Annotated in this window: 12 protein-coding genes; 7 read left to right on the forward strand and 5 right to left on the reverse strand. The window is 51.8% G+C overall.

Features of this window, described 5'->3' with window-relative positions; all coding sequences use genetic code 11:
• The first annotated feature begins 25 nt into the window (after window positions 1-25).
• Window positions 26-757 carry a PP-loop family protein gene (locus BOW06_RS04605; protein ID WP_078461354.1) on the forward strand — a complete coding sequence of 244 codons (732 nt, stop codon included), beginning with the start codon at window positions 26-28 and terminating at the stop codon, window positions 755-757.
• Between the two features lie 11 nt (window positions 758-768).
• On the opposite strand, the gene BOW06_RS04610 is transcribed toward BOW06_RS04605, so the two are convergent.
• The 3 genes from BOW06_RS04610 to BOW06_RS04620 form a co-directional block, all read right to left on the reverse strand.
• On the reverse strand, window positions 769-3,498 hold the full coding sequence (locus tag BOW06_RS04610) for an EAL domain-containing protein (protein WP_256857960.1): 2,730 nt from the start codon (window positions 3,496-3,498) through the stop codon (window positions 769-771).
• Between the two features lie 3 nt (window positions 3,499-3,501).
• Window positions 3,502-4,413, reverse strand: coding sequence for a CBS domain-containing protein (locus BOW06_RS04615; RefSeq protein ID WP_078459689.1), 912 nt, complete (start codon window positions 4,411-4,413; stop codon window positions 3,502-3,504).
• Window positions 4,414-4,695: 282 nt separating this feature from the next.
• Window positions 4,696-5,031, reverse strand: a complete 336-nt coding sequence (locus BOW06_RS04620) for a TusE/DsrC/DsvC family sulfur relay protein (RefSeq protein WP_043116373.1) — start codon at window positions 5,029-5,031, stop codon at window positions 4,696-4,698.
• 109 nt (window positions 5,032-5,140) lie between these two features.
• Here BOW06_RS04620 and BOW06_RS04625 point away from each other — a divergent pair, with 109 nt between their 5' ends.
• The 3 genes from BOW06_RS04625 to BOW06_RS04635 are packed head-to-tail and all read left to right on the forward strand — an operon-like array spanning window position 5,141 to window position 10,180.
• Window positions 5,141-6,127: a LysR substrate-binding domain-containing protein gene (locus BOW06_RS04625; protein ID WP_052132061.1), complete on the forward strand. Its 987-nt coding sequence runs from the start codon at window positions 5,141-5,143 to the stop codon at window positions 6,125-6,127.
• 31 nt (window positions 6,128-6,158) lie between these two features.
• Window positions 6,159-8,303, forward strand: coding sequence for a YgiQ family radical SAM protein (locus tag BOW06_RS04630; RefSeq protein WP_078459628.1), 2,145 nt, complete (start codon window positions 6,159-6,161; stop codon window positions 8,301-8,303).
• Between the two features lie 50 nt (window positions 8,304-8,353).
• Window positions 8,354-10,180 (forward strand): tetratricopeptide repeat-containing sulfotransferase family protein, encoded by a 1,827-nt coding sequence (locus BOW06_RS04635; RefSeq protein WP_078454151.1) that lies wholly within the window; start codon window positions 8,354-8,356, stop codon window positions 10,178-10,180.
• A gap of 6 nt (window positions 10,181-10,186) precedes the next feature.
• Here the strand turns inward: BOW06_RS04635 and BOW06_RS04640 are convergent, their stop codons facing one another.
• On the reverse strand, window positions 10,187-11,146 hold the full coding sequence (locus BOW06_RS04640; RefSeq protein WP_078459629.1) for a 2-hydroxyacid dehydrogenase: 960 nt from the start codon (window positions 11,144-11,146) through the stop codon (window positions 10,187-10,189).
• 142 nt (window positions 11,147-11,288) lie between these two features.
• Here BOW06_RS04640 and BOW06_RS04645 point away from each other — a divergent pair, with 142 nt between their 5' ends.
• Complete coding sequence (locus BOW06_RS04645; RefSeq protein WP_078459630.1) at window positions 11,289-15,134, forward strand: DUF3683 domain-containing protein; 3,846 nt, start codon at window positions 11,289-11,291, stop codon at window positions 15,132-15,134.
• Window positions 15,135-15,159: 25 nt separating this feature from the next.
• A complete protein-coding gene (locus BOW06_RS04650; protein ID WP_052132060.1) occupies window positions 15,160-15,894 on the forward strand; it encodes an SIMPL domain-containing protein in 735 nt (244 codons plus the stop codon).
• Between the two features lie 154 nt (window positions 15,895-16,048).
• On the opposite strand, the gene BOW06_RS04655 is transcribed toward BOW06_RS04650, so the two are convergent.
• Entirely contained in the window at window positions 16,049-16,702 is a 654-nt protein-coding gene (locus tag BOW06_RS04655; RefSeq protein ID WP_143556473.1) for a hypothetical protein, read from the reverse strand.
• Between the two features lie 96 nt (window positions 16,703-16,798).
• On the opposite strand from BOW06_RS04655, the gene pyrE reads away from it, so the two are divergent.
• On the forward strand, window positions 16,799-17,440 hold the full coding sequence (pyrE, locus tag BOW06_RS04660) for an orotate phosphoribosyltransferase (protein ID WP_078455234.1): 642 nt from the start codon (window positions 16,799-16,801) through the stop codon (window positions 17,438-17,440).
• Window positions 17,441-17,443: the final 3 nt, after the last annotated feature.

The following is a 17,443-nucleotide window of genomic DNA, read 5'->3' on the forward strand; positions in this document are numbered from 1 at the left end:
ATCACAGATACCATAGCACAGCAATATGACAAGTTACCTCAAACCTCCAAAATCCCCGTTGCGCAAGGTCGGCCGTGCGATAGCCGATTATGACATGATCCGCGACGGCGACAGAATCCTGCTGGGTGTCTCCGGCGGTAAGGATTCGCTCTCGCTGCTACACATCCTTGGCCACCTGCAAAGCTATGCACCGGTTAAATTTGATCTTGGGGTACTGACGGTCGATCCGGAAGTCGAAGGCTTTGACCCACACTCACTGACTGAATATTACACCCGCATCGGTGTGCCCTGGCACTACGCTGAACAGCCGATCATGGAGCAGGCAAAACAGAACATGGATGGCGACTCTTTCTGCGCCTACTGCTCACGTATGAAGCGCGGAATCATGTACTCGACCTGTCGCAAAGAAGGCTATAACGTGCTGGCGCTGGCACAGCACCTTGATGACCTTGCAGAAAGCCTGCTGATGTCAATATTTCACGGCGGTCAACTGCGTACCATGAAGGCGAATTACACCAACAGGGAGGGAGATGTGCGCATCATCCGTCCACTCGCCTATGCGCGTGAAAACCAGATGGCTGATTTTGCCAATAGTGCAAAACTGCCTGTCATCCCGGACTCCTGTCCGGCATGCTTTTCAATGCCAACACAGAGGGAGTCGATGAAACAGCTGCTGGCGCAGCTTGAGGGTGAAAACAAGCACCTGTTTGCAAACATGCTGCACGCCATGCGTCCGTTGCTTGAAGAAAAGCTATAGGGAGATTGCCACTATTTTAGTTCATGTAAGGAAATCAGCTGCTCAAACTGTTCCGCCGTGACTGGCTGGCTGTATAAATAGCCCTGCACTTCCTGGCATCCTGCACCGCGCAAAAATTCAGCCTGCTCCAGTGTCTCTACACCCTCGGCAATAACTGTTAAGCCAAGACTTTTTCCCAAGGCGATAACTGCATCAGCAATCGCCATGTCATCAGGGTCACCCGGGATGTCGTGCACAAAGGATCGATCGATCTTGAGCTTGTGAATGGGCAGTTGCTTCAAATAACTGAGCGAGGAGTAGCCAGTACCAAAATCATCAATCGCCAACACGATACCGAGCTGACGCAACTCATCCAATTGTTTAATCGCAGATTCAGTTTTCTGCATAAGCAGGCTTTCTGTCACCTCGATCTCCAATCGTGAGGCCGGCAGACCACATTTGGCAAGTACATCTTGTACCACTTCAACGAGCCTGCCGCGCTGGAGTTGTGGCCCGGCCACGTTGACTGCTATCCGGCCTATGTCGATACCCTTGTCTAACCACTTTTTGGCCTGAGAACACGCCTCTTGCAGCACCCATTCACCGATGGGCATGATGAGACCGGAATCCTCGGCAATGGGAATAAATCTTGAAGGAGAAATCAGGCCAAGCTGCGGTTGTTGCCAGCGAATCAGTGCCTCTGCGCCCACGATCTTGCCAGTATGCAGGTCGAGCTGGGGTTGATAGTGAAGAATAAACTCCTCTTTTTCCAACGCCTGGCGCAAGTTGTTTTCCATCAGAACGCGTTCGAACGCTTTGTGGGTCAATGCTTCAGTATAAAACTGGTAGTTGTTACGCCCCTCTTCCTTGGCACGGTACATCGCAGCATCGGCATTGTGTAACAATTCATCCGCACTCTTGCCATCCTGAGGGTACAGGGAGATACCCAGGCTCGCTCCGATACTGAGTTCATGGCCGTTCAGCAAAACGGGGGCCCTGAAAGCCTTCAAGAGTTTTTCTGCCATGTTGGCAATGTCTTCAGGCCTGCTCACACTTCCCAGCAATAGCACGAATTCATCACCGCCGACACGGGCCACGGTATCTTCCCGGCGTAGCGACTGAGTCAATTTCTCCGCCACATCCTGCAATAACTGATCCCCTAGTGGATGCCCCAGGCTATCATTGATATGTTTGAAATGGTCCAGATCGAGAAAGAATAACGCCAGGTCAGTTCCTGTACGATCAGCATGCCGAATAGCCTGTTTCAGGCGTTCGCTCAACAGCAGGCGATTGGGCAGGCCGGTGAGTGCATCGTGGTGTGCCAGGTGGTCAAGTTTTTCCTGTGACTGTTTGATCTGGCTGATATCGGAGACCACCGACACATACTGGGTCAGCTTCCCGTCCTCGTCAAAAACACCGTTGATATTCTGCCACCCGGGATAAACATCACCATCCTTGCGCCTGTTCCAGATTTCACCTCGCCAACTCCCGGTAGCGATTAGTGCTTTCCACATATTTCGGTAGAAATTTATGTCATGACGCCCGGACTGCCATATGCGCGGATTTCGACCGAGAACTTCCTCACGCGAATAGCCCATGATTTCCGTGAAGGCCTTGTTGACCTCAATAATATTGCCATCGGTATCCGTCACAACGATTCCCTCGGCCGTGTTATCGAAGACACTGGCTGCCAGGCGCAGACGTTCATGCGCCTGCTTGGTTTCGGTGACATCTATGACAGATGCCAGCGTTTGCCCGGTTTCCGAGATGAATGCAATATTCAGCAGCGTCCATCCAGTCCGGCCTGCCGCCGTGGAAAACCTGAATTCATATGAAAGTGGCGCTTCCTCACCCAGCAAACGGCTGTCGTGGTACGACTTTATACGGGCTCGATCCTGCTCATCCACAAAATCGAGATAGGAACGACCGATGATATCTTCTACAACACTATCGGCCAGTTTGGCGAAATCCTGGTTGACCAGGGAGAAGGTGCCATCGGCCTCGACCACTGTCATACCGGTGCCGGTACGCTCGAAGAGTTGGCGATACATCAACTCTGAGTGAGCAAGACTCTCCTCAAGCCGGACACGATCACTAACGTCCTGCACCACAGCCAACACCGCCGTGTTCCCCTCATAAGGTATAACAGCTCCAGTAATAATGGCTGAAATTCGTTGACGGCTTTTGGTCAGGCAAGTCAGCTCCTCGGTGACCGCATTCCCTTCACTGAAAACGGCTTTTACAAACACCTCCAAAGCCTCCATTTCATCGGGATGAAAGCTGGATACAGAAGTGTGCAGTAACTCATCATGTCCGTATTCCAGCAGCTCGCAGGCCTTGGGGTTGGCGTCCAGAATAAGGTCACCTTCCGGATCGAAAATGAGAATCGCGTTATTCGCGTGGATAAAGTAGCTCTGGTAACGTGCCTGACTTTCGCTCAACAGTTGTTGCGCCTGCTCGCGCTCGGTGATGTCCTGTACGGTTCCGACGGAGCGCAGAGGCTTGCCCGCATCGTCATAGAAGGTCTCGCAGCGCTCGTTGACATATTTGACCCTGCCATCCTTGAAATGCAGAGGATGAACGATATCGTATGGGGTATGGTTAGCTACTGATTCTGTGTACGCCTGGTTAACCAGGTGTCGATCATCAGGATGCAACTCGTTGAGAAAGGCCTCGTACGTGGATTCGAACTGCCGGGGATCGACCTCGAAGATATTGAAAGTCTCATCTGACCACCAGAGTTCGCCCGTTTCATACTTCAGTTCTCAACTGCCAATACGGGTTAACCGCTGGGACTCTGCCAGGCGCTCCTCGGTGCGTCTCAGTTCACGCTCCACCTTGAGTTCGGCTCGCACCTCTGTGAGCTCACTCTCGCGCAGATCCAGGGTCTCCTGCAAGTGTTCTACGTGGCGGTTGTAGAGCTGCTTGACGATATCGTGGCGCGTCACCAGTCCCACGATACATCCCTTGGCATCAACCACGACCAGACGCCGGATACACCTTGTATCCATCTCCTGTATGGCATCATTTAAAGCAGTATCGACAGTTACCCTGCAGACCGGACGGGTCATGACCTCAACCAGCGGAATGTCAAACGTCTGCCCAGGTATTGCTGCAAGCCGCACCAGGTCCCGCTCCGTGAAGATACCCAGTGGCTGCGCCTGCTCTTCGACCACGATGCAAGAGATGTTTTCACGCCTCATCAAACAGACCGCATCATCCACCGTGGCATCTCCGGGGAAGGTAACAACGTTCTCAACCATCACCGCACCGACTTCCTTGAAACGCACCAGGAAATCGGTGCTCAGATGTTTCAGAAAATCACCTTCGCTGACAATGCCTGCCAGCTCACCCTGTTGATTCACGATGATGAGATGACGGACCTGCTGTGCGGTGATCAGGCCATAGCCTTGATGGTAATCAACGCCTGGCAGAGCAGTGAGGGGAGGCTTGCTCATCACCTCGCCAACAAGGATGTTTTCGGCATTCAGATGACGATAGGTCAGCAGTACGGCGTCTCGCTCGGTAAAGATACCGACAGGCCGATCTCCGTCAACAACCACAAGGGAGCTGATCATACGTTCACGCATCAGAGACAAGGCATCATGCACAGGTCGGTCCGGCGTCACAGTGACAACGGGGAATGTAAGAATATCAGCGAGCTGGAGTTGTGCCATTGTCCCCTCAGGATCCTTGTATCTGTCTGTTCGTCTCAGCCAGGAAAAAAACAGGATCTGGAATATTGTCTATAGCTGAACTGCCTTAACAACTATATGTCAGTTCTATGGTGCAGGGTTTTACGAACTCTTGCCAGCAATACTTTTCAAGACAATAATTGTTAAGCCATTGGCTCAGATTGATGATCACAAAAAGAAAAAGGGAGTGCTGCTTGCGCAGCACTCCCTGAAATACTCAAAAGTGGAAATCTATCAGGTCCGGATGCCACACCCGGTCGTTAATCAGGAGAGGTAGGACCTCGCCTCTTCACCCGGATAGGGCAAACCGGCCAAACGCCACAACAGCAGGCAGCTGCCAAACAGGTTTTGAATACGCTTCTTGTCAATTTCGTTTTCGCGGCACATTTTCCGCAGGCTGATAATACTGCCGTTGCGCAAATATGCTTCACGCATACGCCCGATCAGTTGGAGCTTTTCATAATCCAGCGTGAGACCATGGTCAAGTGCAATTGCATCGGCAAATGATTCGCTCCAGGAATCAAAATCCTTGAGAAACCCCTCATCATCCACTTCGACCGCTACGAAAGCCGTGACCTGCTGAAGTTGTGTTATGCCCATCCCGGTATCCTCGTAATATGAATCATCGTTGAGGCAATACTAGTCAAGCGTGCAATATAATGTAAAATAATGACTTCGGATAAAGCTATGCAGAAAGTGCATAAGAGTCATGAACCAGCAACAACTTGCCTGTTTTGCCAAGGTCTGCTCTGAAGAGCTGAACGTGAGCCGTGCTGCAGCAGCACTATTCACCTCACAGCCAGCAGTCAGCCGCCACTTGCAGAACCTTGAGGAGGCGCTTGGCACGCCCCTGTTTGAGCGCCGAGGCAGAAAACTGATCGGCCTCACAAATGCAGGCAAGCGCACCCTGCATCATGCACAGGTCGTGGTTGCTCAGTTCGAGGCGCTTGAACGCATTGCGCGAGAGGAGCGCAATCCGCGCGGCGGCACACTCTCAATTTCGACGACACACACACAATCCAACTACCTGCTGCCCGATGTCATCAGCGAAATCCGTCATGACTATCCCGAACTGCGCTTCAACCTGCACCAGAGTATGCCGATACAGGTTGCTGAAATGGTCGCTTCCGGCGTTGCAAATATCGGTATTGCAACCGAATCAGTCAGCAAGCATCCGGATCTGATTGCTCTGCCCGCCTATAGTTGGAACCGGTTACTGCTGATTCCGAAGGGGCATCCGCTTGAATCAATTGATGAAATCACACTTGAAGACCTTGCCAGCTATCCGATGGTCACCTATGTCACCAGTATGACAGGGCGCAAACTGATGGACAGCGCATTCGAAAAAGCCGGCCTGGTACCGGACATTGTCATTGCAGCAAATGACTCCGACACAATCAAAGCCTATGTGAACAATGGTATTGGTATCGGCGTAATAGCCGAAATGGCCTTTTCGGATGAAGATGCCAAGCGATTCTCGATGCGTCCGCTCAAACACCTGTTTGACAATAATATTACCCGTGTTGCTATCCGTCGCGCCTATGTCCCGAGCCGGGTTGAACTCGATTTCCTGACACGCCTGTCGCCTTACTGGAGTGAAGAGGAGATTGTCAATATTGTTGAAATGCCGAAGGAAAAACTGAAAGCGCGAATTAAAAAAATAGAAAAATCAATGCTGAAAGGCAATGACGGGTAAAATCCCCGCTCCGTCCATACCCTGACAGACAATGCAAACGAATCCTGACATTTTCTCCTATCGCAAGCACTGGGCTCACAAGTTCGGGCCCGCACCCATGCTGCCGATGTCCCGCGAGGAGATGGATATGCTCGGCTGGGACTCGTGTGACATCATCATCGTAACAGGTGATGCTTATGTCGATCACCCCAGCTTTGGTATGGCGATTATCGGGCGCCTGCTTGAATCACAGGGGTTTCGTGTCGGCATCATCTCGCAGCCGGACTGGCGTTCGGCTGATGCATTCCGTGAACTCGGCCAACCGAATCTCTTCTTTGGTATCACGGCCGGCAACATGGATTCGATGGTGAATCACTACACCTCGGACCGCAAGTCGCGTTCGGATGATGCCTACACACCGGATGGTGCTGGTGGAAAACGTCCCGACCGTGCGGTCACTGTCTATTCACAACGTGCACGCGAGGCGTTCAAAGGCACCCCAGTGGTCATTGGCGGCATCGAGGCAAGCCTGCGACGCATTGCTCAGTATGACTACTGGTCCGAGAAAGTCAGGCGCTCCGTATTGCCAGATTCAAAGGCCGACATGCTGCTGTTCGGTAACGCCGAACGCGCCATTGTAGAACTGGCACATCGCCTTGCTGCGGGCGAGAATATTCGTGAAATCAGGGATATCCGCGGTACCGCTTATATGCAACAGGGTATTGCCGAGGGCTGGACCGTGATCGACTCGACCGAGATCGATGAGCCAGGATCAGCGCATCATCGTGATCCTCATCCATACACTGATACCACTGCAGAAGCAGACTGCAAGAGCGAAAATGCCGGTGCCGCCAAGGTTGTTCATTTCTATGAGCGGCCCTCAAAACTTGACCGAAATACAACCGTTATTCGGCTGCCCTCCTATGACCAGGTGTCTCACGACAAGCGACTCTATGCACACGCCTCGCGTGTCTTTCACCTGGAAACCAATCCCGGTAATGCACGCGCCATGGTACAGAGGCACGGCAAGCGAGATGTCTGGCTCAATCCGCCACCCATACCGCTGACAACAAGTGAAATGGATCAGCTGTTCGAATTCCCCTACACGCGCAGACCACATCCCGCCTATGGAGATGCTCGTAATCCTGCATGGGAAATGATCCGTTTTTCGGTCAATATCATGCGCGGCTGTTTTGGCGGCTGCACCTTCTGTTCGATCACCGAACACGAGGGACGCATCATCCAGAGCCGCTCAGAGGATTCAATCATTCGCGAGGTCGAAACCATTCGCGACACGGTTCCCGGGTTTACCGGCAACATCTCGGATCTTGGCGGACCGACGGCCAACATGTACCGTCTCAAGTGCAAGGATGAAAAAATCGAGGCCTCCTGTCGACGTCTCTCGTGCGTCTATCCGGATATCTGCAAGAACCTCGGAACCAATCATGCACCTTTGACGCAACTCTATCGCCGCGCGCGAGAACTGCCCGGCATCAAGCGAGTATTTATTGCCTCCGGCCTGCGTTACGACATCGCTGTTCGCGATCCGGAATATATCCGTGAACTGGTAACACATCATGTCGGCGGTTACCTGAAGATCGCCCCCGAACATACCGAGAGTGGTCCACTGTCGAAAATGATGAAGCCGGGTATCGGTACTTATGACAGGTTCAAGCAGCTGTTCGACAAGTATTCAAAGGCTGCCGGCAAGGAGCAATACCTGATCCCCTACTTCATCTCGGCTCACCCGGGCACCTCCGATGAAGACATGCTGAACCTTGCTATGTGGCTGAAACGCAATAACTTCCGCCCCGACCAGGTACAGGCATTCCTGCCGACGCCGATGGCGATTGCATCTGCCATGTACCACACGGGCCTGAACCCGCTGAAAAAAGTCACTCGCAGGAGTGAACAGGTTGCGACCGTCAAGGGCATCAAACAACGTCGCCTGCACAAGGCGTTCCTGCGTTATCACGACCCTGCCAACTGGCCGCTGCTGCGTGATGCGCTTAAACAGATGGGGCGCGCAGATCTCATCGGAAATGGCAAACGCCACCTGGTGCCATCCTGGCAACCGGGTGAAAAGCGTGCACCGAAAATACACGGACAGAAAAAAGATCTGCACCACCGCATCAGAACAGGAAAGAAAAGCAAACGTTCAGGTGGACGCCGAGTCTTTAATGAGAAAAAGAAATAATCTAAAATCATTTCTCCGCACTGCTTAACCCCCTTTTCAGGTCTATCTATATGAGCAACCCAAATCCACAGGAATTGATGGCCAAAGGCATAAAACATGCAATGGCAGGACGGCATAATCAAGCACTGAAGTCTTTCGACAAGGCACTGCGACTGGCTCCGAATGAACCTGCTCTTTGGTTCAACAAGGGCAATCTTCTGTCTGAAATGCATCGACTGAAGGAAGCCCTGGTATGCTTTGAGAAAACAACAACCATTGTTTCAAATAACCCCCAGGTATGGTTTGCAAAAGGTATTACCCTGGAAAGGTTACAGCGTTACCAGGATGCCATTGACTGCTTTGATAAAGTCCTCGCGATCACTCCTGACAATCCTGAAGCATGGCTTAGAAAAGGAATCAATTTTGGCTCTCTGAAAAGCTATGAAAAGGCTCTGTCGGCCCTGGATAAAGCGCTCTCCATACAGCCAAATCATCCGGAGATCCTGTTTTACAAGGGCATAGCATTGCGAGCATCCGGTCAAGACGAACTCGCAATTAACGTCTTCAAACAAGCCATTCGGGTAAAGCCCGATTTCGCTGAGGCATGGTGCCAACTGGGCATGGCCAATATGGCTCTATACAAATTTGATACCGCACTAACCAGCTATAACAAGTCTTTAGCACTAAATCCTGATTACCGAGAAGCATTACTAGGGAAATCAACATCTCTCAGACGACTCGAAAAACTTGAAGATGCTGAAAAATCGATACAGTCCGCAATATCAAAATACCCTAATGATTCAGACTGTTATGCAGAATCTGGCGTTATTCAGGATGCGAAAGGCAATTATCATGAAGCCGTCAAGAACTTCCAGAAAAGTATCCGACTAAATCCTGAAAACGTCCTTGCACAGCATGCTTTAGCCATGCAAACGAAATACACAGAGGTGGATTCCAACGCGGCGGTTCTGGAAAGACTGTTACAGAAAGAAGATTTACCTGATTCTGACAAATCATTACTTCATTTTGGTCTTGGTTACATTTATCAAAACCTTGAAGACTACGACATCTCTTACCAGCATTTTGAAAAAGCCAACAAACTATGTGCTCTTGAGTCCGAACATGACCTTGCAGGCCTTTCTCAAAAGGTTGAAACCCTTCTTATGAACTTCAAGCCTGAACTGAGACACCAGGTCTCCGGATCCGGATATACAGAAGATCAGTCAATTTTGATCATCGGTCTTCCTCGAACCGGAAAAACCATGCTCGAAAATATCATTGGCCTCAGTTCCAACACAGCCAAAACAGGAGAATCCGCGGCAGGCATCCTCTCTTCAACTATTGAAAAGAGGATGCCCCAGCTGAATAATTATACTTCCGTATCTGCCATTCAAGACCTTGATGGCAACCAGGTGACGGAAACAGGACGGGAATCATCAACTTCCATTCGAGAGTTACACGAAATATCAAAGCGCGTTATAGGAACCGCTCCGAACCTGGATTTACATGTCGGCATCGCCCTGCTCTCTCTTCCCAATTTAAAAATTATCCACGTTGCACGTAATCGAGAAGATAATATCTTTGAGATCTTTACCAAACAATTCGCATCGCATGCCTATCAATACACTTACAACATACCTGACATATCAGAAAAGTATGATTCGCATCACAAAATAATGTCGCATTGGAAAAAAATATTCCCTGACTCTATCCACACAGTCAATTTTGAGGATCTGCTATGCGATCCTGAAATGGAGATTAAACGCATACTGGAATTCTGCGACCTCCCTTATGAAAATGAATATATGGAGTACATGAACAGCAATTATTCATCCATGCCTGAGAAGGCTATTGGTGTTTGGAAACATTATGAGAAACACCTCAAGCCATATTTTTAGTGAAACTCAGACCAGCCGCCGCCTGACAGAAGATTTGGCAATATAATCATCGATACTTTCGACAACAAAATTCAGCAAGCGCTGTCTCGACTGCTGGCTTGCCCATGCAACATGCGGCGTAACGATGAGATTCGGCATCGGGTTATCAAGCAACACATTTCCCTCTCTAGGCGGCTCAACCGATAGCACATCGAAACCTGCAGCACCGATTTCACCTGACTTGAGTGCAACCACAAGCGCATCTTCATCAACAATACCACCACGTGCCGTATTGATCAGCAGCGCATCCGCTTTCATCATCTTCAGTTCACGCGCACCTATCAGGTTGGCTGTATTTTCAGCCAGCGGCACATGCAGTGAAATCACATCTGCCTGCTGCAACACTTCATCTATCAGGTATCGACCTTGCTGCGCCTCTCTGCTTCCGGGTCGCTGTGCGATCATCAATTGCATTCCAAAAGCCTCGGCAACTGCAGCAACACCTTGTCCCAGCTCTCCGTATCCGATGATACCCATACGCTTGCCGGTCAACTCTGTGATCGGGTAATCGAACAGGCAGAAGCTGTTACTCTTCTGCCAGGCTCCGGCCTGAACACGCTCATGGTAACCAAGCAGGTTGGTATTCAGCGCAAGAATCATTGCAAAGACGTGTTGTACTACCGATGGAGTTCCATAACCGGTCACATTGGTGACCATAATGCCCTTGCCTTTTGCAGCATCGAGATCAACATTGTTTGTGCCTGTTGCTGCCACGCAGATCAGCTTGAGTTGTTCGGCCGCATCCATCAATGCTGCATCGATCACCACCTTGTTGGTAATGACGATTTCAGCATCCCGGATACGTTCAGCTGTCTCTTCAGCTGCCGTCAAATCGTGAAACACCCAATCATCAGCCAAAGACTTAAGTCCTGACAGATCCAGATCCTCCTGGTCGAGTGTTTTCAGATCAAGAAAAACGGCCTTCATTATGTTTCTCCGAATAAATAGAACAGCGTCAGTCTATCCGAAAGCCGGGAAAAGGGGAAAATACACGAATACTGGTGGGTTGTTACTGTTCATTGCAGTGCAAAATCCGTTAAAATCGCTTTTTGCACGACGACCCCGAACCATGAGCGAAATCACTCGCATACGCGAGATCCCCTACAACTACACCTCCTTCTCCGATCGCGAGATTTTTCTGCGTTATCTCGGCGAAGAGGGCTGGCACCTGCACCAGGAGTTACGTGACTCCCGCGGCACGGGGCGTTCCGCGCGTATGTTGTTTGAAGTACTGGGGGATATGTGGGTTGTTGCACGCAATCCCTACCTGCTGGATGACATGCAGGAGAATCGCTCTCGCAGGCAGGCGCTGGTCGGTGCCCTCAATCACAGGCTCGATCAGTTCAATCAGCGTGCATCCGGTAACGCAAAGGCACTCAAACTGCTGGAACTCACGCGCGAGGCAGTTGACAAGTTCTCAAATTGTCTTGATGACAGCCGCGAATGGCGCAGTCGCCTCACCCAGGCTCTCAATGGACTGACACGCAAGGACAACATCGATTTTGGCGGTCTGGCACGCGTCTCCCATGCAACCGATGCAACCGACTGGCGTGTCGAACTGCCCTTTGTTGTGATCTCACCCGATACCGAAGAGGAGGTTGCTGCGATCGTACGTGCATGTATCGACAGCGGTTTCACCATTATTGCGCGTGGAGGCGGCACCGGTTACACAGGTTCCGCGGTGCCTCTTGATGCCAAGTCCGTCATTATCAACACCGAAAAACTGGAGGCGCTTTCCGCTGTCGAATGGCAGCAGCTACCTGGCCTGGAAAGTGAAGTTGCCACGGTCAGAACCGGTGCCGGGGTTGTCACACGTCGAGTTTCCGATCTTGCCACTGCCAACGGACTCGCCTTTGCCGTTGACCCGACCTCGCAGGATGCCTCCACCATTGGTGGCAATATCGCCATGAATGCAGGCGGGAAAAAGGCCGTTCTGTGGGGCACAACACTGGACAACCTCGCCTCGTGGAGCATGGTCACTCCCTCCGGTGAGTGGCTTGATGTTGAACGAATCAATCACAACCTTGGCAAAATCCATGAGCAGGAGCTTGTCTCTTTCCGCCTCACATGGCGCGATGCGAAAAGTAACGAGATCACCCGCGAGAAACAGCTCGATATCCCGGGAAAGGACTTTCGCAAGGCCGGCCTGGGCAAGGATGTCACCGACAAATTTCTCAGCGGCCTGCCCGGGGTGCAGAAAGAGGGCTGTGATGGCCTGATCACCTCTGCACGATTCATTCTGCACCGCATGCCGGATCATGTACGCACTGTCTGCCTTGAGTTTTTTGGCAATGACCTGTCACGAGCAGTTCCCGCAATTGTCGAGATCAGGGATTACATCGACAGCCAGCCCGAAGTTGCCATGTCCGGTCTCGAACACCTCGATCATCGTTACATCAAGGCAGTGCGCTACGCCACCAAGGCGGCGAGGCGCGAACGTCCGAAGATGGTCCTGATTGCCGACCTGGTGTCTGATTCTGAAGATGCAGTTTCAGAAGCAACGGATGAAATTATTCGCCTTGCCAATGCGAGGAGCGCAGAGGGCTTCATCGCAGTCAGCCCGGAAGCGCGTCGCCGTTTCTGGCTTGACCGTTCACGCACGGCAGCGATTTCCAAGCACACCAATGCTTTCAAGATCAACGAGGACGTGGTCATTCCGCTGGATCGCCTGGCTGAATACAGCGTTGGTATCGAGCGCATCAACATCGAGCAGTCGATTCGCAACAAGCTGCGTATCAAGCAGGCTGTACTCAATTACCTCAATAGCGAGATGCCGGAACTGTGGCGGATCGAGGCGTACGAGGATTCGGAAGAAAACACCGCAATTCTGACAGCCAAACAGGATGCCGCTCGCGAGATGGTTGAAAAGTCTCTCAAACGCTGGGGAGAGATACTCGCCTCTCTTGATCAACTGGCGGATACATCACGAATCCTGCTGACCGAGGATGAACGTGAACGTATACAGCCGGGCAACAAGCTCATCGACCTGCTACTGCGCGGCGACCTGCGCCACAGCTATCGCGAAGAGGTGGTTGAACGTACACGAGAGATTTTCCGTGGACAGGATATGCAGCCGGTACGGGAGCGCCTCGAAAAAATCCATGCTGAATTGCGTGACGAGCGTCTCTTTGCAGCCCTGCACATGCACGCCGGTGACGGTAACGTACACACCAACATCCCGGTACATTCACACAACTATCGCATGCTGCAGGAAGCCGACGAGATCGTCGACCAGGTGATGGAACTGGCGCTGTCACTTGATGGTTCAATTTCCGGTGAACACGGTATCGGTCTCACCAAGATCCAGTACCTCGATGATGACAAGCTGGCGGCCTTCGTTAGCTATAAACAGGATGTCGATCCTGACGGCAACTTCAACCGCGGCAAACTGATGCCGGACTCCGGCCTCGGTGATGCCTATACACCGTCACTGCGACTGGTACAGCAGGAGGCGATCATTCTCGAGGAGAGTGAGCTCGGCGCACTCAATGACGATATCCGGCATTGCCTGCGTTGCGGTAAGTGTAAGCCCGTGTGCATGACACATGTACCGCGAGCTAACCTGCTCTATTCGCCGCGCAACAAGATTCTCGCAACGGGACTGATGATCGAGGCGTTCCTCTACGAGGAGCAGACACGCCGTGGTCTCTCTGCCCGTCACTTCGATGATATGAATGATGTTGCAGACCACTGCACCGTCTGTCATAAGTGCCTCAATCCGTGCCCGGTCGATATCGATTTTGGTGAAGTCACCACGCGCATGCGTAAAATCCTCGTTAATCGCGGACAGAAACGCACCAGCCCCGGAGCAAAGGCTGCGATGGCATTCCTCAACACCACCAACCCGGGCACTGTACGTTTTCTGCGTGCAACACTGGGCAAGTGGGGCTTTCGCGGACTCAATGCCGGGCACACACTGGCACGCCTGAGCGGCGTCATCAGCAAAACACCGCCATTACCGAAGGCGACAACAGAGGAAGCATCAGTCACGGAACAGGTGATCGAACTGGTGCGCAGACCGATCCGTGTTGACCTGCCCAAAAAGGGCTTTCGTGAAGCTCTGCGACTGGAAGACAAAACACAAGTGCCCATCATTTCCGATCCGAACCAGAACGGAGATGGTGATGCTGTTTTCTACTTTCCCGGATGCGGTTCAGAACGTCTCTTTTCCGATATTGGACTGGCAACTATTGCCATGCTGCATAAAACCGGTGCACAGACTGTTCTGCCTCCCGGTTATATCTGCTGCGGTTACCCGCAGACATCAGCAGGGCTTGCAGAACAGGGGCAGCGCATCACGACAGAAAATCGCGTGCTCTTTCACCGTATTGCTAACACTCTTAACTATCTTGATATCAAGACAGTTGTCGTCTCTTGCGGTACCTGCATGGACCAGTTGCTGAAATATGAATTCGGGAGAATCTTCCCCGGTTGCCGTTTGCTGGATATTCACGAGTACCTGCTAGAAAAGGGCATCACGCTGAATGGCACCACAGGTCGAAAGTATCTCTATCATGAGCCCTGCCATAACCCGATGAAGAAGCACTCTTCACTCAAGGTCGCAAGCGAACTCACCGGTAGTGAAGTGCAACTGTCGGATCGCTGCTGCGGCGAATCAGGCACACTTAGCGTCAGCCGCCCGGACATTGCCAGCCAGTTACGCTTCCGTAAATCGGAGGAACTTCTCAAAGGCGTCAAGAGTCTGACAGGAAAGGAACGTACAGATGCCGAGGAGAGCAAGTTGCTCACCTCCTGTCCTGCCTGCTTGCAGGGCCTTGCAAAATACCAGGATGAAACCGGCCTCAAGGCTGATTACATCGTCATAGAAATGGCCAACAAGCTGCTTGGAGACAACTGGCAGGCAAATTTTATTGATGGCCTGCAGAAAGATGGTATCGAACGCGTTCTGCTCTAGTTTTCGCATTCCCGGGGAGAAACCTATGCGTACAGTGCTTGCACTCCTTCTACTTTCCATCCTGGCATTCGCGGGCAATACACTTGCTGAAACAGACGAAACATACAACCGTGTTCACCTCAGTGCAGAAGCGGCACAGGTGATTGAAAACGACCTGCTGGTTGCAGAACTCTACGCTGAATTCCAGGCCGGCAACGCTGCGCATGCAGCAAAGGAAGTCAACAAGGCGATCAACTGGGCTGTCGATACGGCAAAAAAGATTGACGGTATCGAAGTGCGAACGCTCAACTACAGCACCAACGCTGTTTACGATAAAAAACGCATCAAGGCATGGCGCGCTTCCCAGTCACTGCGACTCGAATCGGGCGATAGTGAAAAACTCGGTGACCTGATCGCGGTACTGCAGGAAAAACTGGCGATTCGGAATCTTGCTTACAAGGTATCCAGAAGTGCCCGGGAAGCAGCCATGCAAAAACTGACCGATGAAGCAATAGAGGCATTCCGCCAGCGCGCGCAGCAGAGCGCCAGCGCTTTCGGATTTGATGACTTCCATCTTGTCAACGTCTCGATCAACAACGGCAATGTCCGCCCACCGACTCCCTACTACCGTGGGAACATGATGGCAATGGAAGCGAAGGCAGCACCTGCAGCCATCGAGGCTGGCAGCAGCACTCTCACTGTCAGTGTTACCGGAACAGTTGAGCTCTTCTGTAATAAGACAATTGGCAACTACCGCTGCAGCCAGGCAAGTGCTGATTAGATCGCTACTCCGGCACCGGAGTCATTGTGATCGCGGCGGGGACGCCACTCCTACGGGGTTTAGTGCATTTGTAGGAGCCCCTTCCTTGACCGCCAAGGATGGCGGAAATGCCGGGAACCGTAAGGAACCGTTCCGGCCGGGGCGATACCCGTACTTACACTCCCATCTGTTCTATACGCTGCAGCCAATCTGAATCCGGTGAATCAAAACGGGAAATGGCAGTCCCTGCCTGCTTTACCAACTCTGCTCGCTGTTCGTCATCGAACAACTCAAGCGCTGAAGTGAATTCATCTTCGGGCGCGCCCAGTAACACGGCAACCAGTTCATCTTCGAGAATCAGGGAATCGGGATCCAGCAGGTCTGCAACCAGCGCATGTTCACACAGGCGAAAATGGTTGCTCCTGGCGAGTTCCTCGTCTGCAAACTCCTTAAGCGCCATCGGGTCATCCCCGGCCGACCTGCGAATCACCTGCATGATGACATTGATCATTTCTGAGATGGCTGACTTGTTACCCGCCTGGTCATCCGCCAGCGTGCAGGCCTTTTCATACGCCTTGTCGAATTCTCCCTTGAGATCGAGAATACGTTGTGACTCCTCGTTTGGCTTGAGGTTGATGACAGACTCAATCAGCTTGCGCAGTGCGGTGATAAATTCCAGCAACTCCTCGTGATCCTGGCGCTGGGCATCCAGCAGGGCATCATCCTCGTAATCGAGAATCGGCCTTGGAAACATCGGGTTATCCAGTTTGCGCATGAAGTGCCGCTCGTGACGGCCAGGCCTGGTACTGAAAGGAACGCGTGGGGACATAAATCAAACAAAGCAGTTAATGAATTGTCACATTCTACTTGATTACAGGCCCTCATCGCCCGACAATGCGCTATTCGCACACAAACTGTAAAGAAAATGCAAGATTATCAGCGCAGCTTTCTCAAATTTGCCCTCGACAAAGAGGTTCTTCGCTTTGGTGAATTCACCCTGAAATCAGGCCGTCTGAGCCCCTACTTTTTCAACACCGGGCTCTTCAACACCGGCCTCAGCCTTGCCGAACTCGGGCGTTACTACGCACAGACGATCGTTGACAGCGATATCCAGTTTGACGTGCTCTACGGCCCGGCATACAAAGGCATTCCGTTGGCAGCTGTTACCGTTGCCGCACTTGCAGACAACCATGATATCGACGTCGCTTACGCCTTCAATCGTAAAGAGGCAAAAGACCATGGCGAAGGCGGTATTATCGTCGGTCACCCTCTGGAAGGGCGTGTTCTCATCATTGATGATGTCATCTCTGCTGGCACCTCCGTACGTGAATCGGTCGACATCATTCGCGAACAGAATGCAGAACCTGCCGGTGTTGTGATCGCTCTCGACCGCCAGGAACGCGGCCAGGGTGAGACATCAGCCGTTCAGGAAGTTGAATCTGATATCGGTATTCCTGTCAGTGCGATCGCTCATCTTGAAGACTTGATTACTTTCGTCGAAGAGATGCCTGAATACAATAAATGGCTGAAACCGATTCTCGCCTATTCTGAAGAGTATGGCGTGTAATCC

Origin of the sequence: Solemya velum gill symbiont (assembly GCF_002020255.1) — a bacterium.
Classification (GTDB): Bacteria; Pseudomonadota; Gammaproteobacteria; order Chromatiales; family Chromatiaceae.

Bases quoted from the DNA above. Each gene is read 5' to 3' on its own strand.
- BOW06_RS04605 (WP_078461354.1), top strand. From the start codon at position 26: ATGACAAGTTACCTCAAACCTCCAAAATCCCCGTTGCGCAAGGTCGGC.
- BOW06_RS04615 (WP_078459689.1), bottom strand. From the start codon at position 4,413: ATGGCACAACTCCAGCTCGCTGATATTCTTACATTCCCCGTTGTCACT.
- BOW06_RS04620 (WP_043116373.1), bottom strand. From the start codon at position 5,031: ATGGGCATAACACAACTTCAGCAGGTCACGGCTTTCGTAGCGGTCGAA.
- BOW06_RS04625 (WP_052132061.1), top strand. From the start codon at position 5,141: ATGAACCAGCAACAACTTGCCTGTTTTGCCAAGGTCTGCTCTGAAGAG.
- BOW06_RS04630 (WP_078459628.1), top strand. From the start codon at position 6,159: ATGCAAACGAATCCTGACATTTTCTCCTATCGCAAGCACTGGGCTCAC.
- BOW06_RS04635 (WP_078454151.1), top strand. From the start codon at position 8,354: ATGAGCAACCCAAATCCACAGGAATTGATGGCCAAAGGCATAAAACAT.
- BOW06_RS04640 (WP_078459629.1), bottom strand. From the start codon at position 11,146: ATGAAGGCCGTTTTTCTTGATCTGAAAACACTCGACCAGGAGGATCTG.
- BOW06_RS04645 (WP_078459630.1), top strand. From the start codon at position 11,289: ATGAGCGAAATCACTCGCATACGCGAGATCCCCTACAACTACACCTCC.
- BOW06_RS04650 (WP_052132060.1), top strand. From the start codon at position 15,160: ATGCGTACAGTGCTTGCACTCCTTCTACTTTCCATCCTGGCATTCGCG.
- BOW06_RS04655 (WP_143556473.1), bottom strand. From the start codon at position 16,702: ATGTCCCCACGCGTTCCTTTCAGTACCAGGCCTGGCCGTCACGAGCGG.
- pyrE (WP_078455234.1), top strand. From the start codon at position 16,799: ATGCAAGATTATCAGCGCAGCTTTCTCAAATTTGCCCTCGACAAAGAG.